At 51.1% G+C, this 26702-nt stretch carries 21 protein-coding genes and 1 riboswitch; of the genes, 8 read left to right on the top strand and 13 right to left on the bottom strand.

The genetic code is table 11. The features are described from left to right. Positions 1 to 70 precede the first annotated feature (70 nt). Complete coding sequence (locus BD_RS11480) at positions 71 to 457, top strand: group III truncated hemoglobin (RefSeq protein ID WP_011164918.1); 387 nt, start codon at positions 71 to 73, stop codon at positions 455 to 457. A 103-nt stretch (positions 458 to 560) separates the two neighbouring features. Beyond that, positions 561 to 1145: an alpha/beta hydrolase family protein gene (locus BD_RS11475; protein ID WP_050792921.1), complete on the top strand. Its 585-nt coding sequence runs from the start codon at positions 561 to 563 to the stop codon at positions 1143 to 1145. Here the strand turns inward: BD_RS11475 and BD_RS11470 are convergent, their stop codons facing one another. Next, positions 1146 to 2213, bottom strand: a complete 1068-nt coding sequence (locus tag BD_RS11470; protein WP_011164916.1) for an alkaline phosphatase D family protein — start codon at positions 2211 to 2213, stop codon at positions 1146 to 1148. 110 nt (positions 2214 to 2323) lie between these two features. On the opposite strand from BD_RS11470, the gene BD_RS11465 reads away from it, so the two are divergent. Further along, positions 2324 to 2896 (top strand): hypothetical protein, encoded by a 573-nt coding sequence (locus tag BD_RS11465; protein WP_011164915.1) that lies wholly within the window; start codon positions 2324 to 2326, stop codon positions 2894 to 2896. A 50-nt stretch (positions 2897 to 2946) separates the two neighbouring features. Here BD_RS11465 and BD_RS11460 read toward each other — a convergent pair whose 3' ends face one another. Beyond that, complete coding sequence (locus BD_RS11460) at positions 2947 to 4113, bottom strand: bifunctional 2-methylcitrate synthase/citrate synthase (protein ID WP_011164914.1); 1167 nt, start codon at positions 4111 to 4113, stop codon at positions 2947 to 2949. A 185-nt stretch (positions 4114 to 4298) separates the two neighbouring features. Between BD_RS11460 and BD_RS11455 the strand changes: the two genes are divergently transcribed. Beyond that, the gene (locus BD_RS11455) at positions 4299 to 4667 is read left to right on the top strand and encodes a DUF1304 domain-containing protein (protein WP_011164913.1); all 369 of its coding nucleotides are present in this window, start codon (positions 4299 to 4301) and stop codon (positions 4665 to 4667) included. On the opposite strand, the gene BD_RS11450 is transcribed toward BD_RS11455, so the two are convergent. The 3 genes from BD_RS11450 to BD_RS11440 form a co-directional block, all read right to left on the bottom strand. Continuing rightward, a complete protein-coding gene (locus tag BD_RS11450; RefSeq protein WP_011164912.1) occupies positions 4664 to 6313 on the bottom strand; it encodes a hypothetical protein in 1650 nt (549 codons plus the stop codon). The two genes, BD_RS11455 and BD_RS11450, sit on opposite strands and share 4 nt — an antisense overlap. 78 nt (positions 6314 to 6391) lie before the next feature. Beyond that, on the bottom strand, positions 6392 to 7522 hold the full coding sequence (locus BD_RS11445) for a metallophosphoesterase family protein (protein WP_011164911.1): 1131 nt from the start codon (positions 7520 to 7522) through the stop codon (positions 6392 to 6394). A 200-nt stretch (positions 7523 to 7722) separates the two neighbouring features. Next, positions 7723 to 8742, bottom strand: coding sequence for a lipoate--protein ligase (locus BD_RS11440; RefSeq protein ID WP_011164910.1), 1020 nt, complete (start codon positions 8740 to 8742; stop codon positions 7723 to 7725). Between the two features lie 134 nt (positions 8743 to 8876). Continuing rightward, positions 8877 to 8942: riboswitch (guanidine-III (ykkC-III) riboswitch) on the top strand. Between the two features lie 23 nt (positions 8943 to 8965). On the opposite strand from BD_RS11440, the gene sugE reads away from it, so the two are divergent. Both sugE and BD_RS11430 read left to right on the top strand, forming a co-directional pair. Next, entirely contained in the window at positions 8966 to 9301 is a 336-nt protein-coding gene (sugE, locus tag BD_RS11435; protein WP_038449738.1) for a quaternary ammonium compound efflux SMR transporter SugE, read from the top strand. A 131-nt stretch (positions 9302 to 9432) separates the two neighbouring features. Beyond that, positions 9433 to 11238: a methyl-accepting chemotaxis protein gene (locus BD_RS11430; RefSeq protein ID WP_011164908.1), complete on the top strand. Its 1806-nt coding sequence runs from the start codon at positions 9433 to 9435 to the stop codon at positions 11236 to 11238. Here the strand turns inward: BD_RS11430 and BD_RS11425 are convergent. The 5 genes from BD_RS11425 to BD_RS11405 all read right to left on the bottom strand — a co-directional run bounded on the left by BD_RS11425 (position 11235) and on the right by BD_RS11405 (position 17577). Continuing rightward, on the bottom strand, positions 11235 to 13049 hold the full coding sequence (locus BD_RS11425; protein WP_011164907.1) for a methyl-accepting chemotaxis protein: 1815 nt from the start codon (positions 13047 to 13049) through the stop codon (positions 11235 to 11237). The two genes, BD_RS11430 and BD_RS11425, sit on opposite strands and share 4 nt — an antisense overlap. A 209-nt stretch (positions 13050 to 13258) precedes the next feature. Continuing rightward, positions 13259 to 14158, bottom strand: coding sequence for a methylisocitrate lyase (gene prpB / locus BD_RS11420; RefSeq protein ID WP_011164906.1), 900 nt, complete (start codon positions 14156 to 14158; stop codon positions 13259 to 13261). 511 nt (positions 14159 to 14669) lie between these two features. After that, positions 14670 to 16178: an MmgE/PrpD family protein gene (locus tag BD_RS11415; RefSeq protein ID WP_011164905.1), complete on the bottom strand. Its 1509-nt coding sequence runs from the start codon at positions 16176 to 16178 to the stop codon at positions 14670 to 14672. Positions 16179 to 16273: 95 nt separating this feature from the next. Beyond that, positions 16274 to 16807 (bottom strand): DOMON-like domain-containing protein, encoded by a 534-nt coding sequence (locus BD_RS11410; RefSeq protein ID WP_011164904.1) that lies wholly within the window; start codon positions 16805 to 16807, stop codon positions 16274 to 16276. Next, the gene (locus tag BD_RS11405; RefSeq protein WP_011164903.1) at positions 16804 to 17577 is read right to left on the bottom strand and encodes an acyl-[acyl-carrier-protein] thioesterase; all 774 of its coding nucleotides are present in this window, start codon (positions 17575 to 17577) and stop codon (positions 16804 to 16806) included. The genes BD_RS11410 and BD_RS11405 overlap by 4 nt, the downstream gene beginning before the upstream one ends. Before the next feature lie 234 nt (positions 17578 to 17811). Between BD_RS11405 and BD_RS11400 the strand changes: the two genes are divergently transcribed. Together BD_RS11400 and BD_RS11395 are read left to right on the top strand one after the other, a co-directional pair. After that, positions 17812 to 18075, top strand: a complete 264-nt coding sequence (locus BD_RS11400; RefSeq protein ID WP_038451964.1) for a helix-turn-helix domain-containing protein — start codon at positions 17812 to 17814, stop codon at positions 18073 to 18075. A 100-nt stretch (positions 18076 to 18175) separates the two neighbouring features. Next, positions 18176 to 18844: a hypothetical protein gene (locus BD_RS11395; protein WP_157865701.1), complete on the top strand. Its 669-nt coding sequence runs from the start codon at positions 18176 to 18178 to the stop codon at positions 18842 to 18844. A 12-nt stretch (positions 18845 to 18856) separates the two neighbouring features. Here the strand turns inward: BD_RS11395 and BD_RS11390 are convergent, their stop codons facing one another. Genes BD_RS11390 through BD_RS11380 form a run of 3 tightly spaced genes read right to left on the bottom strand, consistent with a single transcriptional unit; the run spans position 18857 to position 26669 of the window. Continuing rightward, the gene (locus BD_RS11390) at positions 18857 to 21646 is read right to left on the bottom strand and encodes an outer membrane protein assembly factor (RefSeq protein ID WP_011164900.1); all 2790 of its coding nucleotides are present in this window, start codon (positions 21644 to 21646) and stop codon (positions 18857 to 18859) included. Further along, on the bottom strand, positions 21643 to 25611 hold the full coding sequence (locus BD_RS11385; protein WP_011164899.1) for a translocation/assembly module TamB: 3969 nt from the start codon (positions 25609 to 25611) through the stop codon (positions 21643 to 21645). Before BD_RS11385 ends, BD_RS11390 begins: the two co-directional genes overlap by 4 nt. Further along, on the bottom strand, positions 25608 to 26669 hold the full coding sequence (locus BD_RS11380; RefSeq protein WP_011164898.1) for a hypothetical protein: 1062 nt from the start codon (positions 26667 to 26669) through the stop codon (positions 25608 to 25610). Before BD_RS11380 ends, BD_RS11385 begins: the two co-directional genes overlap by 4 nt. Positions 26670 to 26702 lie beyond the last annotated feature (33 nt).

Raw genomic sequence — 26702 nt, 5'->3', positions numbered from 1 at the left:
TTCACCACCGAGTTTGCGACTGTGATTTGCCGAAACCTGTGATAGGTTTCACTGTAAAGAATAGGATTTTATGACGACACCCACTTCAAGAAAGCCCCTGGAAAGCCGCGAGGACGTCATGGTTCTTGTGGACAGCTTTTATGCGAAAGTTCGCGCCGATGGTTATATCGGCCCGATTTTTACGGATGTGGCGAAAGTGGATTGGGAAGAACATTTGCCCAAGCTTTACAATTTTTGGTCGGATTTACTGTTGGGTGAAGACTCTTATCGTGGGCGGCCTTTTCCGCCGCATACAAAATTGAATTTGGAACGCGGGCACTTTGAACAGTGGCTGCGACTTTTTGTTGAGACCGTCGATGAACATTTCGTGGGTCTTAAGGCGAATGAAGCCAAAGAGCGCGCCTATCGTATTGCACGCAATTTTATGATCAATCTGCAATTGCTCAGTCTGGAGTAAAGACCTCCGTCGGGGCTGTCTGCTGTTTTGCGACATTTTAGTCTGAATACCTGTGTGCCTTCTGCAAGCTCGTTTTACTTTTATAGACAGCGGGAGGTTCGCGATGAAGCTCACTGTCGATTTTACGTCTCAAGGTCGCATGCTGGAGGGGACTCTTTTTTTACCCGAAGAATCTTCTGAAATTTTTGCGGCCTGTCTTTTTGAAGGTTCGATGACGGGGGCCACGGCTCAGGTGACCGAAAGACTGGCCCGGGAGGTCAGTGCCGAGGGATTTATCACCCTGATCATGGATCATAGTTATTTTAGTGAAGACGAACTGGCACCACAGCCCTGGGAGTCCCCCAGCAAGCGCCTTCAGGACATCCGCGCGGCTTTGGACTTTCTGGAGAATCACGCCAGCGTCGATAAAGAGCGCATCTTCGGTGTGGGGGTCAGTGTCGGGGCCGAATATCTGGCGCAGGTCTGCCGGGAGGGTTGCAGTCTTAAAGGCCTTGTGATTGTGGAAAGTGCCATGGATGACAGTCGCAATCTGGCGTTGGACCAGCTGGATATTCCGACTCAGGTGGTGGATGAAACCCATCTGGATTCAGCGGTGGACGAGATCGTTTTATGGGCGCGCACTTTGTTTAACGGCGGCCCTTCGCAGGAATCCGCCGTCAGACCTGACTGGAGTGTTTCGGACAAGTAGTTACTTCAGTTTGATTTCGACTGAGTTTACAATTTTATTTTCCATGCTGCGAATCTGCATGGTTACGGTTTTCTTTTTCCAGTCAATTTCTGCCAGGCCGAAGTTTTCCTGATTGTAGGTCAAGCCTACATAGTGACTGTCGGCGTCCGGGTATTTATTCGGACGATTCAGAGAGCTGGCAGTGATATCGTAAAGCGGGCCATAACCCTTCAGATCTGTTTTGGCGATGGAGGCGATATGACGGTCGCCGCTGATGACGATCACATTCTTGGCGCGGGTGGATTTTATCAGATCAAAGAATCTTTGACGTTCTTTCGGGAAGTTCCCCCATTTTTCAAATTGCGGGTCATCGGCAATCAGCTGAATGCTGCTGACGATGAAGCGCACATCGGCCGGCCGTTTCAGTTGGGCTTCAAACCACTCCCATTGCGGGTCGCCCAGTATGGTGCCTTCATCCTGAGGGATATAGTTCATCGCTTTGCCTTCAAAGCCCGGGCGTTCTTTTAAGGGGCTGCGGTAATAACGAGTGTCGAGCATAATCACCTGAACCATTTGTTTTTTCGGTCCGATGATTTTGCTGTGATAAACGCCCCCTTGCTCCAGCGGCATGCTGTTGCGGGTGTAGGTCCAATAGTTCATAAAATCACGACGGGCGGCATCTTTGCCGGCCCATTCCTGGCCGCCGTCACGCTGTCCAAAGTCATGATCATCCCAGGTGGCCATGAAAGGAACCTTTTCGCGAACGGCACGATATTCGGGAAACAGATCCAGCTTGCGATATTGTTCGGCGAGGGGTTGCTGACCGGACCAGCTGCCATAGATGTTGTCTCCGGTGAACAGGAACAGATCCGGGTGGGTGGCCGCGATGGTGTTCCAGATCGGTTGGGGTTCGTCCTGATTGGCGCAGGAGCCAAAGGCCACACGTTCTATTTTCGCAGAATAGTCGATGCCCCGAGACGGCAGGGTGGACACGTAGGTGGTGGCCAGATGCTGAACATGGGTGGCTTTGTCCGGGGTCTTGTGAGTGCAGGCAGAAAGAGCCAGCGCCAGCAGAATCATTCGCTTCATTCAGTCTCCTTGAAACAGTTCAGGGGTATTTCATAAAACCCCGGGGTTTTTGGCAACCATCTTTTGTCTCAAATTCAGACACGGCACGAGCCTTGTATTGATTCTTAGGCATGACGAATAAAATGAAACTTTACAGCAGAACTCTGGCGATTTTCTTTGTGGGGCTGACCCTTCTGGCGGGCGAACTGTCATTAGCTTCACTTCAGCGCAAAAGTCTCACGGTGAGACAGCCGACAAAGGGCGCCGCTGTACATGGATTGGCATCCAAACAAAAGCTGCTGCTGGGTTTGAACAAAGCCAAAACATCTGCTGAAGGCCTGGATCTGCAAATCGGCCGCTATCTGGAGATTTCCTCGATGGGCGCGTTTCAGCGCTGGCAGAAAAATATTGATTTCGATGCGGTGAAGGACGAGTACTCGCAGCGTGTCCTGGGCCATCTGCAGGCCATGACCGAGCTGATGAAGCTTCGTCGCTCCAGTCACGGGCAGTTCAAGAAGCTGTATGAATTTGATTTCCAGAACTTGATCAGAAAAAGTGATTATGTGCTTTCAGTGAATACGACTCGCACAACGCTGGAACATTCCAGTGAAGATCCGGCCTTTGCCGCGCAAGCCGAGCGAACGCTGGCGGACTATAACGAAGAAAGAATGCGCTACGATTCCAAAATGATCGCCCTGAACTAAAAAAAGGGAGCCAGAGGCTCCCTTTTTTCGTTTTAACTTTTGGTTAAAAACTATTTGCGCTCGCTGATTGGAGTCACTTTGCGCTGTTCGGCACCCACGTACTCAGAAAGAGGACGGATGATGCGGTTGTCAGCAGTTTGCTCCATGATGTGTGCAGACCAGCCGGTGGTACGAGCCATCACGAAGATCGGTGTGAAGAAGTCGATCTCGAAGCCCATCATGTAGTAAGCAGGACCCGCTGGGAAATCCAGGTTCGGGTAGATCTTTTTCTTGTCTACCATGACTTTTTCCAAAGCCGTGTACATCTGCATCCATTTTTGTTCGCCAGTCACGTCAGCCATAACTTGAGCGTACTTTTTCATGGTTGGAACGCGGGAATCGCCAGAGCGGTAAACGCGGTGACCGAAGCCCATGACTTTTTTCTTCTGCGCCAAAGCATCCAGCATCCACTGTTCTGCTTTTGCAGGATCAGCGATTTCTTTCATCATGTGCATAACCATTTCGTTCGCGCCACCGTGCAAAGGACCTTTCAGGGCACCAATACCTGCAACAGTTGCAGAGTAGATGTCAGACTGAGTGGAAGTCACAACACGTGCCGTGAACGTGGAAGCATTGAAGCTGTGTTCAGCGTAAAGGATCAAAGAAACGTCGAAAGCTTTAACAACTTCTTTTTGTGGAACTTTACCGAAGCACATGTGGAAGAAGTTTTCCGCGATAGACAAGTCAGCTTTAGGTGGAATGAAATCCAAACCTTTTTTGAAACGGTAGTCCGCAGCCACCATAGTCGGGATTTTCGCAAGCAACATCATGGCTTTGTCCATGTTAGTTGCAGGGGAAGCATCCCAGATACGTGCATCTTCAGCGCCCAGGAAGGACACAGCCGTGCGGATGGAATCCATTGGGTGACATTTTTGTGGTAGTGCTTTGATCACGTTCAACAAAGTGGTGGAGATTTCACGGTAGCTGCGTTCTTTTTTGGAGAACTCTGCAAGTTGACCTGCATTTGGCAGCTCGCCATTGTACATCAAGAAGGCTACTTCTTCGAAAGAGCAGTTTTCAGCCAGGTCTTGAACCGGGTAACCGCGATAGATCAAAGAATTGGTGTGAGGGTTTACTTTGGATACAGAAGACGTATCCATAACAACGCCATCAAGACCCTTTTTAACGTTCATTTTCTCTGGTTCTGGAACATAATCTGGATTGATATACTCAGCCATTTTTTCCTCCGGCGAAATCCGCGCAGGCGAGTTCCCAAGGCATTCAGGAATCGGTGCGTTATATTGCTAATGATTAACGACCAAAGCTAGCGCGGGCCCCGGAGCCGGTCAAGAGTTGGTGCGGGAACTCTGCTTTGCGCAGCGGCGGGATTGACGAACGGGGAAGGGCTCCGCACACTTAGCCTATGGAAATATCATTCGCTCTCGTTCCGGCACTTATTCATGTGTACATTTTTGCTCTGGAAAGCCTGCTTTGGGGGCGTAAAAGCACCAATAAGACTTTCGGCGTCACAGAAGCCGAAGCCGCGACCACCAAATTGATGGCCTTTAATCAGGGTTTTTATAACTTGTTTTTGGCGGTGGCGATTTTGCTCGGTTTGCATTTGCGAACAGGCGAGGTCACTCGCGCTGCGGGCACCACCCTGGTGATCTATGGATTGGTGTCCATCATCGCGGCAGGCTTGGTGCTGATTTTGTCGTCACGCCGGTTGTGGCGGGCAGCGCTGGTGCAAATCGTACCGGCTGCCATCGCCCTGGGACCATTCCTTATCTAGAACTGCCCTTCACACACGCCCGGTGTTGTCGTCAGCACCGGGTTCGGATTGTTTGAGAAGTAGTCCTTCATGTCCAGATCCAGGAACAGGTTTCCGCTTTTGCAGTTCTTGTAAAGAGCGCGGTACAAGCTGAGCAAATTGTTTTTGAAGATCTTGTATTCCGCCGCCGTGAACTGCAGGGAGTTGCGGAAATACGTTTCCATCGCAATCTGGGATTCGGGCGTTCCAAAGACCTGCCCATACAAGCGCATCACACCTTTGTAGGTCTGAGGGCTGAAATGTTTCACCACCATAGTCGCATTCAGGAACAGATCGGCATTGTCTTTCCAGGTGTCGTAAGTGTCAGAGGTTTTTTTGACATCGGCAATCAGGCTGTATTTTTTAGCGGTGTTCAGGTCAAAGCCACCATCATTGTCTTTTAGAAGCATGACCTTCAAAGAGACGCCAGTCTGCTTGATGGCGCTTAAGACTTCCGCTTCCGCCGGAGTCAGCGTGTTCGCCGGTTTCGCCAGAAGCTCTTTGTATTTTTTGTCAGAGATATCATCCACTTTCCCTTGAGCCGTTTTGAAGAACTGGCGGCGCTTGTAGTGGATGTTCCCGATGCGATCGGCCTGATCCAGCAGGAAGTCCATCACCAGCATGTCGGAAGAATCCTGCATGCCCTGCATGCGCTGACCGACTTTGGCCATCTCAGTGCCGCCCAGAACTTGTGCGATCGGACGGGGATCTTTTAGCAGGGGCCAGAACACGCTGCTGTTGCGGAATTGATCAATGCGGGTCTTGTCTGATTTCAAACCGAATGCTTCCGCGTACAGTTCTTCGTTGCCCGGATTTTCCGCCAGCACTCCAAAGACCTGTCGTTTGTCCTCGGTCAGGATGCGTGTTGTCCAGTAGGCGGTGGCATTGGCTGAAAGTCCTCGGCGTTTGCCATCTTTATAGAAGGAAGCTGGCACGATGCCCAGACCGTAAGGTGGCTTCGTATAGACATCTGGCAGTTGCGACACGTTGCCGTGTTTGGCTCGAACCAGGTGGCCGATCTGATCGTACCAGTATTGATTCAAATAGGTGTTACCCATTTGCAGACCCAGATAGCGGCCGGCCAGCGCGTGATTCAACACGGTGTCCATATCTACTGTGCGCAGAACACTGGGTGGCACATCCACAGATTTGAACAGTTGAGTCAGGCGGGAATAGCCCAGAATGCTTCCGACGGAAACTCCAGGTGCGGCAAATTTGAATTTGGCCTCTTTGTCGGGATAGCCGGACTTAGCCTTCAAGGCTTTTTTTGCGGAACGGGTCAGAGGGCAGATCGTTTTTTGGAATTGAGCTTCGCTCATGCCTTTGGGGATGGTGTAGTATTCCACCGCCACCGAAGTGCTGTTGACCTTCGGACAGGCATAGTACATCTGTGTTTTGGGATGATCGCCCCGAGTGGCGTACAAATTCATGGCACAGAGGGCGTCTTCGTCTTTGTTGATTTTGTTTTCCATTCCAGGAAGTCTTTGCAGGACATAACACTTTTCCGGAATCGCTTTTCCTGAAACTTCAATATTGTAGGTTTTAACAGCGTGCTTATCGAATTGAGGATCGAGATAGCTGTAGGCATTTGAACTGATCAGGGCCAAAGATAGAAATGCAGCAAGCATGGATAAGTCTCCGTATTGTGAAACACGGAGACTAGGACTGCCGAAATCAAAAACCAAGTTACTTTATTGCAAGCCAAATTAGCGCACGTACTTCACGCCATTCTTGGAATCCAAAGTCAGCGCTGCGGGCAGGGAACTAAGGCTTTGTAGAGTGCCAGATGAATTGTAATAGCGAATGGTCAGCTGATTTGTTTCAGAAAAGACAAGTTCCACGTATCCCTGCGGAGTGCGAATGCTGGTGCCCACCAAGTACCGTGGCGAACTGCCCGCGCACGGCATGGAAACCACCTGTAATTTTTTACCATCCGGATAAGTGTAGTGGCCTGAATAGAATCCGTGGGAATGACCAAAGATCACCAGGTCCACATTGTGACTGAGCAAGATGGACTCCAGAGTGTTGCTGCCAGCGGTGCGGCGTTCTCCTGCCAGGACCCCGTTTTCGTAGACCGTCGAGCTGTTGGCTTTGCTGCTGACAATCGAGTATAGCGGGATATGGCCATAGACAACTCGTGCCCGGGCCCCTTTGGCACGGGCGGAGGACAATTGCTCTTTCAACCAGGCCAGTTGGGCCGTGCGGTTGGAAAGCCTGGAATAGTTGGCATCATCCAGGGAAACAAAGAACACGTCTTCTTTGATGAAGGAATAATAGAACGGGAAGTTGTCATCATCGACATATTCCACGTTGGGTTTGTTTTTGCCCCAGAAAGAATCATACAGGCGGCGTTCCTGCGCATAGTAGGCATCGTGATTGCCCGGCGTCGGCAGGAATGGAATGTTTGCATCGCGCATGAACGACAGAACTTTTTTCGAGAACTGGTTCCACATGTTCACATAGGTGCTGTCGGAAAGGCTTTTCTTTTCGCCATCGATGTAATCACCCACACCCAGAATCGCCGCTGGCTGGCGCGAAATCATGGATTTGACAATCGAGATCGTGGCATTGGCATAGGTGCCGCTGGTGTCGATGTTCATGTCAGCGAAAGCATGAATCTTCAGGGACTTTGCGCTGTCTTTGATTTCATCATCAGGTTCAGGAAGTGTCGGTGTTGACGGGTCTTCCGTCCCCGGTACCGACTGGGAATTGTCTGTGTCCGTGCCTGGAAGGGCTGTGCTTAGGACGTCAGAGTTTGAGGGGGCACACGCAGCGAGAGTCGAAACGAGCAAAAAGGCCGCAAGAATTTTGAAGGAGGCGGTGACTTTTGTTTTCATACAGTATGTATCGTAACAAAGGTCCGATTTATTAAGCCAAATTAATGCTGAATGTGAGGATGTAAAATGGACTCAGGTCTAAGTTGAATTTCTTGCTGTAGCTCTAGACAGTTTTTGCGAAATTGCAGAGTGAACGGGAGTGATTGTAATAAACGGGATGAAGGGCCGATCCCGCAAGCTGCAGGATCGGTTCTGTTTGTTTAGATTTCGATGTTTTTGCAGAGCCATTCTTCCACTTCGGAAAGTCCCAGATTCAGTTCAGTGTGTTTGCCGCGCACACTCATCAGGGCCTCACGAACCGCATCGCCACGATAAGCTTTGCCGCGCAGACTTTCCGTCAAGTCCTCGATCACCTGTGGATACAGGCAGTCCGTATAGATTTTCAAATCCTTGATCTGTCCGTCTTCCACTTTGAAATGGAAATCAAAGAACCCCAGGGTCAGGTATTCATCCATCTTGTGGCTGAATTCCAGGGTGTTGCCATACAACCATTCCCAGGAACTGAGCTGTTCGTACTGCTCTTTCAGTTCCGGAATCAGCTTCAGACTTTCCATGGTCAAAGACTCAACTTCCGCTTTCCCGGCATAGAAGTTTTCAAAGGACTTCACCATCGTGGTCACGATCTGATCATGATTGATTCCCGGGGACACCTCGGTCAGGTTCGCTACGCGGGCCCGGACGGATTCTTTGCCTTTGGCTTGAAGCTTTTTCGGATTGGGTGTCAGGTAATTTCCCAGGCGGGTCAGATCGGTGTTCAACAGCAAAGTGCCGTGATGGAAGGCGCGGTCCTTCTTTTCACGGTAAGCGCTGCCACTGAATTTGCGGGGACCGTCGGGGAATGGGATCAGCAGATCATTTCGGCCTGAAGCTTCGCCCTGGATACCAAAGGTTTTCAACGCATCAAAAATGATCTGAACGTTGTTTTCGCGCTTATAGGATTCTTTGGGCGACAGGAATGTGAAGTTGGTGTTTTGCAAATCATGAAAGACAGCGCCACCGCCGGTCGTGCGACGGGCCAAGTGAACTTTTTCATCTTTCATTTTGGCCAGGTTGCATTCAGACCAGGGATTCTGGTTGCGCCCGATGACCACGGTTTCTTCATTGCGCCACAAGAACAGCACTTGCTGGGACGGATCCAGATTGTGAAAGATCCACTCTTCCGTGGCCAGGTTAAGGTGAGGATTCAAACTGTCTGACAGAAACACTTTTAGCTTTTGCATGGGTCTGAACCTAGTCCGCCCGAGGGGATGGGTCAAGAGTGAGGCGGTGCAGGAAAGGGGGGATCAAGCCAGATCTTTCCAAATGAGTCTGATCTTTACTTTTTTTGGCTTTTGCGCTTTAATAGTTTGGTATTTCAGTTTCTGCGACTGAGGTGCCCGGACGATGTGCGACGTACCCGGTCAGGACAAGACGACGCTTTTTTCTAACGAAAGGAGTGTTGGTATGTCTAACACAGTAGCATGGATCATTTTGGCAATCGCAGGTCTTCTTGAAGTCGGTTGGGCCATCGGCCTTAAATACACCGAAGGTTTCACAAAACTTGTTCCCAGTGTTCTTACTTTGGTGGCCTTGGCCGGCAGTATGTTTTTGCTGGCGCGGGCGGCGACCGTGCTTCCCATAGGCACCGCTTACGGCGTGTGGGTGGGAATCGGTGCCTTGGGTGCGGCTATTCTGGGAATCTTCCTGTTCAACGAAGCCGCGACACCAGCTCGCCTGTTCTTCCTAGCATTGTTGCTGATTTCCATCATTGGCCTGAAAGCGACGGCAGGCGGGCACTAAAGTCCTTCATCCCATCGGGGGAGGAATTTGAAAATCCATCCAATTTCAGAGAGGATCTGGACCATGGTCCTCTCTTTGTGGCCAGTTTTTTATCCGAATCTTTCGAGGTCGGATAATTCTGGAGTTGTTGTATGTTCAGTCGTGGATTCAGAAAACTTTCTTTCACTCAACAGTTAACTTTACCTATCGCTATTGTCGGCACACTGGTTCTGGGAGGCATTGCCTTCCTGGCTGTGCAGGATTCATTCAAAGACGCCAAAAAATCGGCGCACGCAATGTCTGAAGAGATGGGACGCAAATACGCCCAGCAGATTAAATCCTATTTGGATAAATCCTTTGCCCAGGCCGAAGTGGTGGGGCGCCATCTGGCCATGGAAACTGAAACTCATCAGCAGGACCGGAAGAAAAGTTATCAGCTGTTGCGTGAAGTTCTAAAGAGTGACTCCCAGTATCTGGCCACGTGGTCGGCGTGGGAGCCCAATGCCTATGACGGCAAAGATGCGCAGTTTGCCAATACCGAATTCCATGAAAAAACCGGCCGGGTGTATCCGTGGTGGGTCCGTCAGGGTGATCAGATCATCTATAAGACCCTGTTGAATGAAGAAACGCCGGATCTGGGTGACTGGTACTTCCAGCCCATGCAAAACAAACAGAGCATGCTGGTGGAGCCTTACAAGGACACCGTTAACGGCAAAGAACTGGTGATGACTTCCGCGGTCTATACGGTTGTGCAGAACGGGACCGCCAAGGGCCTGGTGGGTATTGATATCAGTCTTGATAAAATCAAAGAGCTGGTGGCAGAGATCCGTCCTTTTGCTGATTCCCAGTCCTTCCTTGTTTCTGACAAGATGATGGTGGTCGCAGGGCCGAACCAGGATGAGGTGATGCAGGAATTTAAAGCCGATAGTGCCCTGCAGGCTTTGCTGCAAAAGCATGAAGTTGGCGGCGTTGATATCGATACCGAGCGTGGCAGAGAGTTTTTCCTGGTGATGCCTGTGTCCATCTATGATCTTTCCCAGAAGTGGACGCTGGTGATTCGCACTCCCGAAAAGACCATTCTGGCGGGGGCCTATGCCTCGTTATGGAGACAGCTGGGTTTTTCCCTGGTCGGGTTGTTGCTGCTGATGTCGGTGGTTTATTTTGGAGCAAAACGCTCTGAGAAAAAGATTTCAACTTTGTCCCAGGGTTTGAGTGAATCCTCTGCCGGGATCACCGAGGACATTCAGCATTTGAATTCCACGGGTGGACAGCTGGCGGAATCCTCCACCCGCGCGGCGGCCTCGATTGAGGAAACCGTGGCGTCTTTGGAAGAGATCACCTCGATGGTGCGCCTGAATACCGGCAACGCACAAAACGCGGCGATGCTGTCCGGGGACTCTGCGCGATTGGCAAAAGCTGGCGAGGAAAAAATCCTGGAGCTGGTGCAGACCATGACTCAGATTGAATCTTCAAGTCAGAAAATTGAAGAGATCATTTCCATTATCGATGATATCGCCTTTCAGACCAATCTGCTGGCACTGAATGCTTCTGTGGAAGCCGCCCGCGCCGGTGAACACGGCAAAGGCTTTGCGGTTGTAGCCGAGGCCGTGCGGTCTTTGGCGCAGCGATCGGCGGTGGCGGCCAAGGACATCACGCAGTTGATTTCTACAAGTGTGGTTCAGGTCAAGCAGGGGACCGTGCTGGTTCGGGCCAATGGCGATGTGCTGAAGCAGATGTCCTCAAGTATTGAAAAAGTGGCAACGCTGAACTCAGAAATTGCCAGCGCAAGCCAGCAGCAGTCTGCAGGTATTGAGCAAATCAATGTAGCCATCAATCAATTGGATCAGGTCATTCAAAGCAATGCCGCTGAGGCCGGCGAGATTGTGAACACCGCCGCGCATATCAGTGAAAAATCCGAAGTGATGAATTCGACCGTCAAGGTGCTGAGCGCGGCTTAGCTGCCGTGAACCACCGTGTTCATTTCAGTCACCACGTTTTTCATCACATGGGCCTGGTTCAGGATTTCCTGAACCGTGGCTGAAATTTCTTCGGCCGAGGCGGCATTGGTCTGAATTGCCTGGTCGAGGGAATTCATGGCTTTGCTGATTTGTTGAATTCCGGTGGATTGTTCGTCACTGGCGGAAGAAATCTCAACATTCAGATGGCTGACCTTGCGCACGGAATCCACGATTTCCTTCAAATTTGTATTGGAGCTTTCAGCCTTGTGGCTGCCCCGTTGGACTTTTTCGATGGAGTCATTGATCAGGCTGTTGATGTCTTTTGCGGCAGTGGCGGATCTTTGCGCCAGGGTTCTGACGGCTTCAGCCACCACGGCAAAACCTTTACCGTGTTCGCCGGCACGGGCGGCTTCGACCGAAGCATTCAGTGCCAGAAGGTTCGTCTGGAATGCCAGGTCGTCGATGACACCATTGATTTCAGCGATTTTCCTGGAGGAGTCCGAGATTTCATCCATGGCGCTGACAAGGGCGCTCATTTCGGTGTTGCCGCGCTCTGCACTTTGATTGGAGTCCGAGGACAGGCGGGCGGCTTCTTTGGCGTTGTTGGCATTCATTTTTACCATGGAGGTCATTTCTTCCAGACTGGCGACGGTTTCCTCGATGGAGGCCGCCGACTCGGTGGCCGATTGTGCCAGATTCTGTCCGGCCCGGCTTAGCTGGTCGATCGCGGCAGTGACCACATTTTCCGCCTGCTCCAGGCTTGCGGTGAGGGTTGTGAATCGCTGGGAGATCCGTCGGGAAATCAGAACCACCGCAACACCCATCACCAGCAGACAGACAAGGAACACAACAAGCTGACTCCACAGCAAAGAGTAGGCATTGGCCAGAACAGTTTTCACCGGAGTGGATATCAGGACACCCCAGAATGCTTTTGAATAGGGGATGGAGACGGGAACCAGCAGGTTCAGCACCTCTTCACCGGACTGGCTGTCCTTGCCAGTTTTCAGCAAAAGACGACCATCGAGCAGAGCCTGTTTGAAATCTTCCTGAGAGAAAGGCAGTGAAACCGGCTTTCCCACCAGGTTTGGATCCGGGTTTGTGACATAGTTAAAGCGGTCAGAAATCAGAAAGCCGACAGAGGTTTCATAGGGCTTCACTGCCGAAATCTGCTTGTCCAGTTGGGAAAGCAGCAGATCGACACCGACGACACCCATCAGTTTTCCGCCTTCAAAGAGGGGGGCCGCTGCCGAACTCATTAAAAGATTCTGTCCGTTGACTTCGTCGTAGTAGGGCTCGGTCAAAATCCGGCGGCCCGCATTTTTTGGCGCCAGATAAAATTCGCCATTATAGTTGATATCATTTTCCCAGGTCAGGGATCCGCCTTCGCCCGAGCGATTCCAGTAAGGTCCGAAGCCGCCGATTTTTTCATAACCCGGCTGCCCCAGATAGTGGGCATCCTGTCCGTCGAAAGCATTGGGTTCGAAAGTGGCCCACAGCCCGAAGACCGATGGCGCCTGGGTCAGCATGTTTTTTAGAACGGCATTCACCTCGGCCCGCGGTTTGGTGTTTTGCTTTCTAACGGTGTCCAGATACGCTTCCACTTGTTGCGCCACCATAAGGCTTGCATCCAAGTCCGCTTTGAACGCGTTGGCGAAAGCCTCTGCTGACTTTGTGACCTTAAATTCGGCGTCTGACTGCGCCGTTTGAAAACTTCGCGAAGCTGAAAAATAGGTCAGCAGCCCCAGTGCGATGAAAGTGATTGTAAGAATAGGCAGGGCGATTTTCGTCTGTAAAGAGAACTCTTTCTTCATTGATCTATCTTAGAAGAGATTGTGAGTTCTGACCGCTTTGAAAAAACAATTAAGACTCTGGTCGAAGTTTGCGTCTTGATTTGTGTGACCTGATTGTCCGCGAGCTCGCGCCCAACGCCAAGTTTATTGCAAATTATGAGGGCTTTTAGAGTCTGAAAATGCCTAGGTGCCAAATAAAAAAAAAGGGAGGCTTGGGGCCTCCCTTTTAGCTACTTCAAAGTGAAGTTGAAAATGCTGGTGTCGAAAGAGTTGTACTCGTCATAACGAGAAAGCGCATACAAGTCTTTGCGAGTCTGCATTTTGTCCAAAAGACCCTCTTGCGTGCCTTTGGCTTTGATTTCATTCAAGCCTGCCACTGTCGCGCCCATCGCCAGACGGAATGTCGTCACCGGATAGATCACGATGTTGTAGCCCAGATTGGAAAGCTCTTCGTAAGTGTACAGACGACCTTTACCGAATTCTGTCATGTTCGCCAAAAGCGGAACATTCACAGCCTTGCGGAAAGTTTCAAATTCTTTTTCGTTTTCCAAAGCCTCGGTGAAGATGCAATCCGCACCGGCATCAATGTAAGCTTTCGCACGGTCAATGGCTTTATCCAAACCCTCAACAGCACGCGCATCTGTACGAGCGATCAAAAGGAAGTTTTCATCCATCTTTTTACCGCGAGCTGCCGCCGCCACTTTACGGGCTGCTTCATCACGAGTCACAAGACCCTTGCCATCCAGGTGACCACAGCGCTTCGGATTGATTTGATCTTCAATGTGGCAACCCGCCAGACCCATCTCGATCATTTCCTGAACCGTGCGAGTCGCAGACATCGGTTCACCAAAACCAGTGTCGATATCAATAATAGTAGGAAGTTTTGTCGTGCGGGCGATCTGACGACCCCGCTGAGCCACTTCAGTCAAAGAAGTCAGACCAATATCAGGATACCCCAGATCATTGGAAAGCACAGACCCAGAAATATAAACCCCATCAAATCCCGCTTTTTCAATTGCCATAGAAACCAGCGGAGACCAAGACCCCGGCATCTGCAAAAGCTTGCCAGACTTCAAAGCATCTCTAAAGTTCTTACGTTTCTGCGTAGGAGTAATTTCAGGAAACAACATACAAGCCTCTTCTTTCCTCGCGACCCTTCGGACAGTGTGACCAGCATCCTGCTGGTCATCCTTCGGACTTCGCGTCGAAATGCCATCGTGGCATTTCGATCCTCGCGGACGCCATCCCTTCGGGATGAGCTGCTGCGGAACTCGGCGAACGGCTCAAGGAGCCCTCCCCCTGTCCCAAGGCAGCCCCTGGGTCGTTTGTCTTTATTTATGTTTTCTTCATTCAGAGCCAAGCACGACGTTTCATGCTTGTCTCTCAATCCCGGCTAAGCCGGTTCAGCAGTTAATCCTATCACACGCGATTCCAAGTTAACCTCAAGATAGACGCTGAAGGGATCTTCTTGATTTGCAAAAAGCGTGAAGGGCGGAGTGCAGGGTTGGACCTTGAAGGGACTTCTGCGGGGCCTGGATGGCCCCCAGCCGGAGCGAAGCGGAGGCTGGAGCAGCGAGGCAGGAGGCCGTGTCCCGTAAAGTTCCGGCCCTGCGCTTCGCCCTCCATGCGTTCCCGCGACGACTAGAAGATACCTTTAGTGTCTCTCTTGTTGTTCACAAGCTTTTCGATTGGGATCTGAACGTTCAACTGCTGAACTTGTTCTGCAGTCAGGTTTTCCAGATTTTCAACCAAGCCAATGAAACGATCGCGTTCTGCTTTGGTGATGATACCTTCAGTCAGAATGTCGAACTTGCGGATGTAGTCCGCACGTTTGAACGGACGGGCACCGGCAGGGTGAGCATCAGCTACGCCCAGCTCGTCCACGATTTTGGAGCCGTCTTTCATTGTGATTTCTACGCGGCCACCGAAGCGTTTTTTGTCTGGATCTGTCTCGTGGTACCAAGCAGTCCATTGTTTGTCTTCAACAGTGGAGATTTTGTGCCACAAAGCCACAGTGTCCGGACGCTGAGCGCGCTCTGGAGCGTAAGAGTTGACATGGTGCCAAGTGCCGTCCTGCAACGCCACGGCGAAGATGTACATGATGGAGTGATCAAGAGTCTCGCGGGATGCATTTGGATCCATTTTTTGTGGATCGTTTGCACCAGTACCAATCACGTAATGAGTGTGGTGGGACGTGTGGATCACGATGGACTGGATGTCGTCGAAGTTTTTGATCATTGGCTTCATTTTGCGAGCCAAATCGATCAACGCCTGGGACTGATACTCTGCAGAGTGCTCTTTAGTGTAAGTCTCAAGGATCGCGCGTTTTTCTTCGCCCACTTCTGGAAGTGGAACTTCGTATTTACCGTCTTTGCCATCAAGCATGTAAGCGATAACAGAGTCTTCGCCTTCGTAGATCGGAGATGGAGCACCTTCGCCACGCATAACACGGTCCACCGCTTCTACAGCCAGTTTACCAGCGTGTGCCGGAGCGTAGGCTTTCCAGGAAGAGATTTCACCTTTACGGGACTGACGAGTCGTGAAGGACACGTGAACCGCTTGTTGAACTGCTTGGAAAACTGTTTCAGTTGGCAAAGACAACAAAGTGCCGATACCCGCAGCCGTTGCCGGGCACAAGTGAGCGATATGATCTTTTTTGTGCTTGTGAAGGCAGATGGCTTTAACCAGGTCCACGTGAACTTCGTAACCAGTCACGATACCTTTTAGAAGCTCTTTACCGTTTTTACCCATTTGCTGAGCCACTGCCAGAATAGCAGGGATGTTGTCCGCCGGGTGAGAATAGTCCGCGGCAAGGTAAGTGTCATGGTAGTCCAACTCACGAACAGCCGTGCCGTTCGCCCAAGTAGCCCATTCACAGTCAAATTTCTGGTCATTCGGCATACCGAAGACAGTTGCTCCACCATTGCGTGGGTGGGCAATCGCCATAGCACGCGCAGAAGCCACCGGACGACGGTTGGCAGCAGCAATCGCTACAGAGGCATTGTCGATGATACGATTGATAACCATGTCAACGACGTCAGCTTTGATAGGGGCGTTGTCAGTTGCGATTTCAGCAATTTTCCAAGCCAGTTGGTCTTTGCGATCCAACTTCTCTTTAGATGGGTACACACGAACTGTATGTTTCTTCATGAATGGGTCCTTTCTGGATTAAGAAAATGAAACAGCCCAAGCTATCTTGGGCTCCAGAAAGGGTCAAGAATGACCACGGGGAACAGGTGGTTCGCTCAATGCGTCGAAAGAGCGGTCCAGCCAGCTTTGTTGTGGAAGTCGGCCTGCGGTCCGGGGTGGAACAAGGACCAATAGCTCAGGGTGCCATCGACGAATTCAATCACCGCCGTCAGTCCCAAGCAGGTGAATTCCAATGGTTTGCGGCTGTCGATTTCAATTTGAAAACGCGCTTCGGCGTCCTCAGAATTGCGCGGTTGCAGGCGCACGCGGGTGTCCGTGGCCGGAGCCATGCCTTCTCGGTATTTGCTAAAGGAATAAGCATTCCAGTGGCCGTTCGGGGCGCAGTTGATCTCCAGATAGGGTGATTCGGGTGCCGCGCCATTTCCAAGAAACACTTCCAGGCAGGTGTGTTTCCAAAGGCCGTCTTCACGGCGCTCAAGATTGGAAGATTCAGGCCATTTGATGGCATCCGTGGAGCCGGTGATTATAAACTCCACCAGCAGACGGCTGTCAGAAAGCGGGGTCACTTCACCATGAACCTGCAAAGTGTTGGTCAGCGGTGTCTTGGTAAAGGGAATCAGAGGTTTCACTTGCGTTTCTCCCAGCCCAGAACGGCGGTGAAGAGGACTTTTTCATCACCCACGCGCAGGCCCTTGTAGGCGCTGGCGCCGTGGCTGGCCAGTTGTACATCGGGGCTGGAGCAGTTGCGGTGAACTTCGACTTCGTCACCCAGGTGAGTTTCCGCCAGGAAGTTGACGGAGTAGGTATTCAACTTCAGGCTTTTGTGCAGATCATAGGGGATGGCATCCAGGATCCATTGGGCATATTTGGTGTTGTTCACATGCTGGTTGATATCCAGATCCGAATTGCGCACCCGGTATTTGGCGATTTTTTCGTAGGTGCCCGTCACCGGGATTTTTTCCGGATTGATTCCTGTAGAGCGGGCATGGGCAATCTGATCCCACGGGCGCAGGTTGTCTGCTGGCAGTATTTTTTTACTTTGGCGATCCAGAGCCAGCCAGCTTGTGGAACACAATCCGATCTCTTCCCCGGACTGATTCAGAATTGCGAATTCCCGCGCCACGAAGGCTCCTTCGGGGGCGCGCAGCCAAGTTTGAATCTGGATGTTTTCGCCGAAGCGGGGCCAGGTTTTCATTTGCAGGCTTTGTCGGGTCAGAACCCAGAACAGCCCTTGTTTTTCCATGTCCAGCAGGCCGAAGCCCATTTTCTCGGCATGAATCCAGGCGGTTTCTTGCAGCAGATTTAACAATCCATACAGACCCAAGCGTCCCAGCGGGTTTACTAATAGACTTGTAATGTGGAAATTTTCAACCCAGGGGCTGTTGCTAATATTTGTCATTCTCATATCCTTCAATCTTTTCTGCTACAAAACAAGAATTGGCTCATATCTCAAACACAGAAAAGATTAGAAATTGCAAAAAAACAGGAAGTAATTTAGATCAAATAAGCTATAATGTATTTATCTGGATGAGAATATTTTGAAAGCTTTTTGAATGCAAAGGGCTTGTCACACTCGTCATGATGTGTATAAATAAATTCATCGTTAGGTGGAAATCACATGAGACAAAAAAATATGTTAGCTGATTTTTTGAAGCAAAAACGTGTATCGGCAGGTCTTTCTCAGAGAGACGTTGCTGACAAATTGGGTTACTCCACGCCACAGTTCATTTCCAACTGGGAGCGCGGTGTTTCTCATCCTCCAATCAACGCATTGAAAAGATTGGGTGAGCTTTACAAAGTTTCTGCTGACGATCTTTTCGAAGTGACCTTGAATGCGACCATCCATGAGGTGACTCAGGATCTTCGCCGCAAGTTCGCTAGCAGCAAAGCACGTTAAGTTACCAGGTTTTTTAGAAACTTGATTGTCGAAGAGCTCCTTTGGGGGCTCTTTTTGTTTAAACGGCATAAATACGATTTTGTTTCGAGAGCGGCGCGGCATGAGTGTGGCAACCCAAGGACATCTGCAAAAATTTAGACTTCTTTGTGAAGAGCTGTCCTCTATGCTGGAGCAGGAGGGCTGGTCTGTACGTCCGTATGCTCAAGAAACTCTGCCGTATTTTCAGCAATTGAATCCAGATGAGCAGGCTCATTCCACGGATTTGATGAATCAGTATCTTGAGGTTTGCCGGTCAGTTCACCGTCAAGGACGTCGGATCAAGGACATGCCTTTCCTGGTAAAAACAGCCTTGGACTACTACGGATATAAAATCAGTCCTGAGGGGCTTGATCAGTTGGTGAATGTGGAAGGGCGTATTGTCGAGTTTTATTCCCACAAGCACACGCAGTTTTTCCGTTCATTCAATTTCTTTGAATTTTGCAGCTATACTATCGAAGACGTTTTCTGTCGCAGCTGGCCTCATCTGTATTCCCGCGCGGAAGAAGTGACCTTGCGTATTTTGGAGCAAGCCAACTATATTTTGTCAGGCCGATTGAATCAGCCGGTGATCATCACGGAAGTTCATAAGATTCAAGAGCGCGTGTCGCTGGAGCGACTGCAGATGTATATGACCCGCCTGTATCTGGAGCCCCTGATCAAAGATGGCAAAGTCGAAGGACTGATCGCCATCGAAGACTGTGTGTGGAATATTAACGACTTCACAATTTAGGATCTTCTGTCTTTAGAACGTACCGATCGACAGATGGAAGCGCCATGGTTCTTCACCAGGGCGTGCATCCAGCTTCCAAGCCCATTCAAGACTTAATGGCCCCACGGGGGTATTGTAGCGAATGCCAAATCCGGTTGAATCACGATACGGATCCGTAAAGTGCAGATCATGGATCTTCACGGAACCCCCATCATAGAACAAAGCTCCACCCAGACTTTCCCAAACCGGGAAGCGCAGCTCTGATTTAATCAGATACATGGTTGAATCCGTGGTCAGATAGTACGTCGGATCGGTGTCGCTCAAGCCCAGATCCTGACGGTTGGGGAAGACCTCCTGGGTTCCGGCTTCATAACCACGCACGGTGGATTGACCGCCCAGCGTGAAGCCCTTTTTATCCCAGGGTACACCACCGTCTTTGCTCAGATTTTTCAAATATCCACCGCGCACCTGATTGGCCCAAACGACAGGTTGTTTGGACAGGCTTCCCACGGTCCAATAGTGGGTGAAACTCAAAGTGGAACGCCAGTATTCGATTGTTGGACTGCTGCCGATTTCCGGAGTGGAGAACTCAGCATTCCAGCGAGTGAAAGTGCCGCGGGTCGGATTGAACGGATTGTCGCGGAAATCCAGATCCAGTTGCGGGCCGGTGGTGGCGATGTTTTGCTCCAGCGTATCGTATGGATAAGAGTCATCCAAACCGAAGTCGCGGATGGTTGCCAAGGACCACAGATCCCAGATTCCCAGGATGCGCGACGTGAAATCTTTTTCCAGAGAGTAGGTGGTCGAGCGCACATCCGACACCTGCTTGATGTCGTAATCGGTCACGGTGCTGGAGCGGGTGACGTTGATACGGCCACGCACGCGGGAATTGAAAATATAAGGCTCCAGATAGCCAAGGACCACGCGACTTTCCAGGTATTTGATGTCAGCGACGTTGTAGTTTCCTTCCAGGCGCAGGGAAATCCCGCGGCCCGTGCCCCACAGGTTGCGATAGGCAATCCCGGTGTATCCGCGCAATGTCAGGGTTCTTTCATTGGTTGCGCCCACGCCAAAATTGAAGACCCCGGGATCCCGTTCGGTGACTTTCACCAGCACCGTGCGGTTGGCGACGTTGGTTTTTTCCTCGAGCGTGCGGATTTCAACTGAGCCAAAGAAGCCGGTTCTTTGAAGACGTGCGACGGATTCCTCCAGATTTGAAGGCGTCAGCAGATCACCCTTGTCGAACTCAAGTTCTTTGTGGATCACATAGTCGGTAGTAAAGGTGTTGCCTTCCAGAATGATAGAGGCCACGCGCACCTGCGGGCCTTCAAAGATTTTGAAATTCAGGGTGGCTTTGGTGTTGGTTTCATCATAGGTCACCAGATCCGCGCGCTCATTCAACAGCAGCATTTCAATATAGCCCTGCTCGCGGTAATGGTTTTTCAGACGGGCCACGGCCTCTTCGATTTGTCCCAGCTTCAGAGGCCCCGGGCGCAGGCGAGTGACCTTCAAAAGCTCTTCCGGTGTGAAGGCCTGATTGCCGGTAAAGGTGACGGACTCCACTACGGTCAGGGGGCCTTCATCCAGATTGATGTAAATCGTGACGGCGTCACGTTCCTTGTTGTACTGCGTGCGGGTGGAAAGAATCTTGGCTTGCAGGTAACCGTTGTTTTGCAGTTCCAGAATCAGATTCTTTAGGCCGGCGTCAATGTCGTCCTTGTTGTAATAGCCGCTGTCAACGATGGCCGAGCTGTGCTCTTCGATAAAGTTGATATAGTAGCTGTCTTTTTTGCTATAGCGGCCCGTGAGGTTGTATTTTTGCACCTTCACTTGCGGGCCTTCATCGATGTGGAAGGTCACCTTGCGCTGGAAATTACGCAGTTCGGATTCATCCGCTTTGACTTCGGCGCGGGCGTAACCCTTGGAAAGATAATAGCTGCGAATCTTGGCGGCCAACTCGGCGCTGACCGACGGGCTGGCGGAATAATAGTTGTCCAGATCCAGGGCGTTTTCGATTCCGCGGATCGCTAAGAAACGCACCCCCTGATAGTCAAAGTTGTACTTTTCAGTCTTTTCCAGTCGATAGGTCAAGGTCACCTGGGATTCGTCGGCATTGAAATCCGCCGTCGGCCCCACCAGATCCGCGCGGATATAGCGGTTCTGGGACAGGTATTCACGGGCGTCCTTCTGGATTTTGGACAGAGTTGAGTCCGTGTAGGGATCATTCAGGGCGCCGTCGATTTCTTTCATCAGGCGTTTGTTCAGATCCTCATTCGGGCTTTGCAGCACGATATTGTGAACGCGGGTTCTTTTGTTTTCATTCACGCGCACCAGAATTGAAACGGACTCAGGACTTTCCGGCGGCATTTCGATATCGATCACGGCGTTGTAAAAACCAATGTCACGATAGGCCTGGCGCAGTTTTTCCCCGCCTTCAATCAGGGTCTGCTGGTCAAAGACGTCGTCGGCCTTCACGCCAAACAGGCTGGCAGCTTCGGAAGTCGAAATGGTCTTATTGCCCTCCCACTGAACTTGGGAAATACGACGGGTCAGCTGGAAGTCCATGCGCCACGGACTGCCGTTGCCGTCATCAAAGACGCGCAGGCGCTGCAGTTGAGGCTTTTGCTGCATAAAGCGCAGAATTTCGTCGACCTGATCCTGACTCAGGCGTTCTTTTTTGGCGTCGGGGAATCTTTTTTCCAGATCCTGCTGCAGTTCCTGTGGCAGGGGGGAGTAATTCAGATTCTTCTTCACCGCCCAGGCGGGAAGTCCCAGAGACAGGGCCAGAATCAAGGCTGGTTTCAAAAGGGGTGTGCGGATCATTTAAACTCCCTTTTGAATTCCAGATCCAGGCCAAAGATGCTTTGGGATTCCTGCTGCGTGGACTGCACGTTGGTGTTTTCCTCGGTGCCACGGGTTTCGAAAGATCCGATGGCAGTGAAGTTGCTGTTCAGGATGTATTCCAGTTTGATGTCGTAAGACTGGGTGTCACCCACCGGACGGCTGCCAGACACTTTCATTTTTTCTGAAAGGCGACGGCTCAGGGTGATCTTCGGAACCGAGATGTTGCGGGTGGAATCGTACTGGGACGTCACTGCCAGGTTCAGGCCCAGGGTGCTTTCAAGCTGTTTGTTGATTGGTTTTGCCAAAACCGCGCCGCCGATTTCCACGCCCAGCTGTTCTGCCTGCTGGCGGGATTGCAGGTTCTGATCCATCGCCGACGACGTAACACCCAAAGCAATCAGGGAAATAATGTCCTGCTCTGAAAGCGGCGGGACGCTGTTCAAAAGGATGGTCGGGCTTTTGGACGGTCCCTGCGCCAGCAGGGTGATGTCGTATTCATTGATGCGGGACGCGGCTGAAATGTACAGGTTGGGATTGATTTCATCCGGATCATTGAAATCAATCACGCCACTTTGAACATCAAAAACTTTGTCTTTAAAGATGATCTTGGAACGTCTTTCCATGCTGATTTTACCCAGCAGTACCGGATTGGTTGGCGGGCCTTTGACCTGCAGTTGACCCGTGACTGAGCCATCAATAAGGGAATTTTTGATCACGATATTGCGGCTAAGCAGAATCTGCAGATCCAGCAAGATGGCCTCAAACTGACCCTCGCGCAGAAGTTTTGGCAGGTACAGGCTTTGGCGAACGCCGGTGACACCGCCACCATCTTCGGTGAATTCTTTTTCAACCATGGCGCTGGTCACATGATAGGTCCCGGAAAGAGTGAACGGGAACCAGCGGCCCGAGAACAGCAAGTCGGCACTGCCACTGCTGCGAACCTTGTCCGGCACATTGAAGGTCACACCCTCCAAACGCGCACGGATGGTGGTCGGGATGTCTTTGATGCCGTTGATCTGAATGCCACCGTCACCAGTCAAAGTTCCGCCGGCAATCTGCCCGTTGATGGAATTAATCAGGATGCGACTTTGCGAGAACACGACTTCAGCAGACACTTTTTCCAGCGGATGCGGGAAGCCTTTGATTTTCACAAAAGTGTCTTTGGCATTGGCGTTACCAAGAATCTCAGGCTTCATGACAGAGCCCGATACATTCGTGGAAACATGGATCGGTCCCCCCATGTCTTCCAGGAAAGGCGTGAAGATCTGCAGCAGGCGAAGGTCGGCATTGGCGGTCACACCCACGTTCAGATTCTCGGCAGTAAAGTTGGTGCCGAGAATCTGGATCAGGTTGTTCGGGCCTTGCAGGGTGAAATTGCGGATGCTGGCCACACCGTGATCCATGGTGATGTCGATAGGGCCGTTGTTGGCAAAGCTCAAAGGGCCGCGTTTCAAGGTGAAAGCGTCGATGTGCACTTTGCCTGTGGCTTTAAACAGCTCGCCGCTGTCGGATCTCAGGTCCACGGTGGAAGTCAGTGCCGAGTCATATTCGTTGGCCAGGTTCGCACCGCCAATCAGGCCCAGCAAAGTGGAATAGTTCCAGTTGTTGGTGGTGACCTTCATCACCAGCGGCGTGCGGCTGCTGGCAATAGGCACCTGGAAGTCGGCCTTGACCTTGTTCCCGAACAGGGTCATCTGGCCGGCAACACTTTGACGGCTGATTTTCAGAATCAGGTTGGAGTTGGGAATTTCCTGATCCTCGAACAGGGTGTCGGTGATGGCGCCTTTTAAAAGAATCTGTGGCTGCGTCACGGATTCTTTAAGTTCAGCGGCAAAGTTCAGGTTCCCGGTGATGTTGGAATTGATCTTGCTGATGATGTCGGATTCCTCCAGACGCCAGTTTTTTCCATCTGCATACAGATTCATGATCTTGTCAGAGGAGATGCCCCCCTGCAGGGTGACGGTGGAATTGGCTCTTTGCAGAACAACCTTGTCAGCCTTGATGTTTCCCTGGTTGGCGGAAGCATTAAATTGAAGCGAGTCAAAGCTTTCAAGGCCGATGAAAACTTTCTTAAAGGCGGATTCAATCTTGTAATTGAGCTTCCAGAAATTCAGAGGGCCTTCCACATGGGCTTTGGCGGCGCCCACACCCTGAACCTGAATGGGCAGTTTGTAAATCGGCTCAAAGACCTGCGCCACATCGGCGATATCGGCAGTTGGAACACTGAAGTCACCGCTCAGGGTTTCGTTGTTCAGATTCACATTCAGATCACCCAGATACTGGGTCTTGTTGATGGCGCCGGCAATGTCCTCAAAGATCAGATGTCCCTTGCGGTACTTCAGATCAGCAATCAGATTTCCCAGGGCAAAGTCTTCAAAAATAAAATTGCGCGCATTCAATTTCATGTCAAAGATCGCCGCATTGGAATCCCCCGAAGTGGATCCTGAAATGCTGGCGGCACCGATCATCTTCAAGTTGGCCAGATTGCGGATGTTCTTAAGATCCAGTTTGTCGGTTTTGAAATTGATTTTAAAGCCCTTGTTAAAATCGATCACACCGTCGGTGGTGCCCTGACTGCTGCCGACGTTCAGAAGAGCAGCATAGGTTACACTCTGGGTGGTGACCTGGAACTGACCTTTGGCTTTCATGCTGTCGATATTCACCAAAGGTTTTGTGTTGGGCTTTAGGTCGGTTTTCACCCACAGGTCTTTGCCGGAAATAGAAGCATTGGTGCAAGTCACCTGGAACGTCGGGCGGATGCGACCCTCGCACGGCAGTTCACCTTCAAGCCCGATGCCCACAGGGATGTTCGCCAGATCCAGGCTTTGGAAAAGCTTGTACAGATCCAGGCTATGAACAGTGATCAGGGACTTGAAGCCGTAATTGCCGTCCAGCTCCAGTTGGGACTTGGTCAAAGTCGCTTCGCCGGCCGGATGATTCACCTGCATTTCAGAAAGACTGATCACGCCATTTTGGTATTCACCCTGAACGCGCGCATCACCCAGTTCCAGTTTTCCCAATGTCACTGAGCGGGTGTTGATGTCGGCCGAAGCTTTGACATCCTCCAGACCGTTGAAGCGGGCATCCATTTCGGTGACCAGCTCGCCGTTGATCACCGGCAGCTTGATGTCCGGGCGCAGGCGTTTCACTTCGTTGTAGATGTCCGTTAGATTGACCTTGGCACTCAGATCCAGAACACCGGAAGGTTTGATCGCGATTTTGGAAAAATGAGTCAGTTCCCCGCGGGTCAGAATTTCGGATTCCCCCAGGCGCACACCCAGTTGGATGATCTTCAGGGACTGGCGGGTCAGGTAAAGGTGCGTGTCCAAAGATCCCGCAAAATCACCGATGCCGCCAAGCTTGACCTGCAGGGACGGGATGTTGGCTTTGGCCGTCAGGTTTTTCCCCATATTGGTCAAAAGCAGATCACCGCTTTCAACATCCACATTCAGTTTCAATTGTTTTGAAGAAACATTCAGCAGGATGTTCTGCAAAAACACCCGTTGCAGCGGCAGCTTTTCCAGGATGGCAAAGATTTCATCCATGGGAAGTTCTTTGGCCGGAGAGTCATCTTTCAGGAAAGGATCGATATTGATTTGCGCGCGCGGGGATTCCGCCACCACCGCAGATAGGGTCAGTCGGCCCCCCATCAGATGAAACACATCGACAAAGGCACGCACGCTGCCAATTTCAATCAACGGCAGGGAATCAGCCAATTCACCTTTGCCGCGGATTTCAATTCCTTCTATCGCCGCGGACGGGCGCAAGAATCGTAGTGACAACTTTTTGGCGCGAATGCTGACGGGAAGATTCTCATCGGAATAACTTTGGATTTTGTTCAGCGCCCAGGTTTCCAGTTTTGGTGCGATATAGGTGGACCCTACCGCCCATAAAACCAGAAAACACGCCAGTGGCGTCAGTAAAATCCAAAAAGCCCTTCTCACTGGCCACCCCAGATGCTGAGCAGGGCACTGGCCGCACGGTAATGCGGGCGCGCTGCCAGCAATCCTTCCATCACTTCAATGGCAGTGTGTTTTTGGCCCAGCCCCCACAGCGCCTGGGCGCGCAGATAAGCCGTGGCAAAGAAAGTTTCCGGTTCATGGGCAAAGACGACTTCCACTTTCGCCAGATCTGTCAGCAGTTCCACGAAGCGGCGGCACTTCAGCAGCACTTCCAGACGGAACCAGATCAAAGTCTCCGATTCATCGCTGAAGGACAGCAAAGACAGCGCGTCTTCATAACTTTCCAGCATATAAGCGGCAATGGCGAAATCAAAAGCCATGGACGGATCAGTTTCTGCGTGCTCATGCATACTTTGCATCAGCACCTGCAGAGCCTGTTCTGTTTCCGGATCTTTCGGAGAGAAATCTTCTGTCTTCACTCCGCGCGAGCGTGGTGTGCGGCGGGAAAGAATTTCCAGCGCATAACGCTGCTTGTGTTCGTTCACTTCGCGGCGAATGTCGCTGTCGCCCGGATAAAGTTTCTGCAGACGAGCCAGCAGGGATTTTTCCTGTTCATACAACTGCTGCGTGCGCAATGTAATCAACTGATCCAGCAACAGACGTTTGTTGTTCAGATAGTCTTTGTGAATTTTGTATTTGCGGTTGCTGCGCCACTCGCCCAAAGATTGAATCGTCTGGCGCAAAGCCAGGGAACGGGACGCTTCTTCCTGGGCGCCGTCTTCTTCGATACCGTCAATCAGGGCACGCACGGATTTTTCATCCAGCTCTTCGCTAAAGGCGCTCAGCGCTTCCAGAAAGTACGGCCAGGGAATCGGGAAGGATTCATTTTCAAGATGGCGCAAAACAAACTCAACCAGCACCAGTTCATTTCCGGATTGAATCAGAAAACGTGAAAGGGCGGTGATGTTATCAAGAGTAAAATGATCCGGGGAGGATTCGATGCTGGAGACAAGACGAGTTGCCACTTCAGCCAGATCGATATTTTGATCTGAGCCTTGATTGAGTAAATTCTGGATTTCTAACTCAATATATGTGGACAAGAAAAAAGCCTCCGCAGTTCATCTGAAACTTTA

Source organism: Bdellovibrio bacteriovorus HD100, assembly GCF_000196175.1.
GTDB lineage: Bacteria > Bdellovibrionota > Bdellovibrionia > Bdellovibrionales > Bdellovibrionaceae > Bdellovibrio > Bdellovibrio bacteriovorus.
This window is presented reverse-complemented; position numbering and strand designations above follow the sequence as displayed.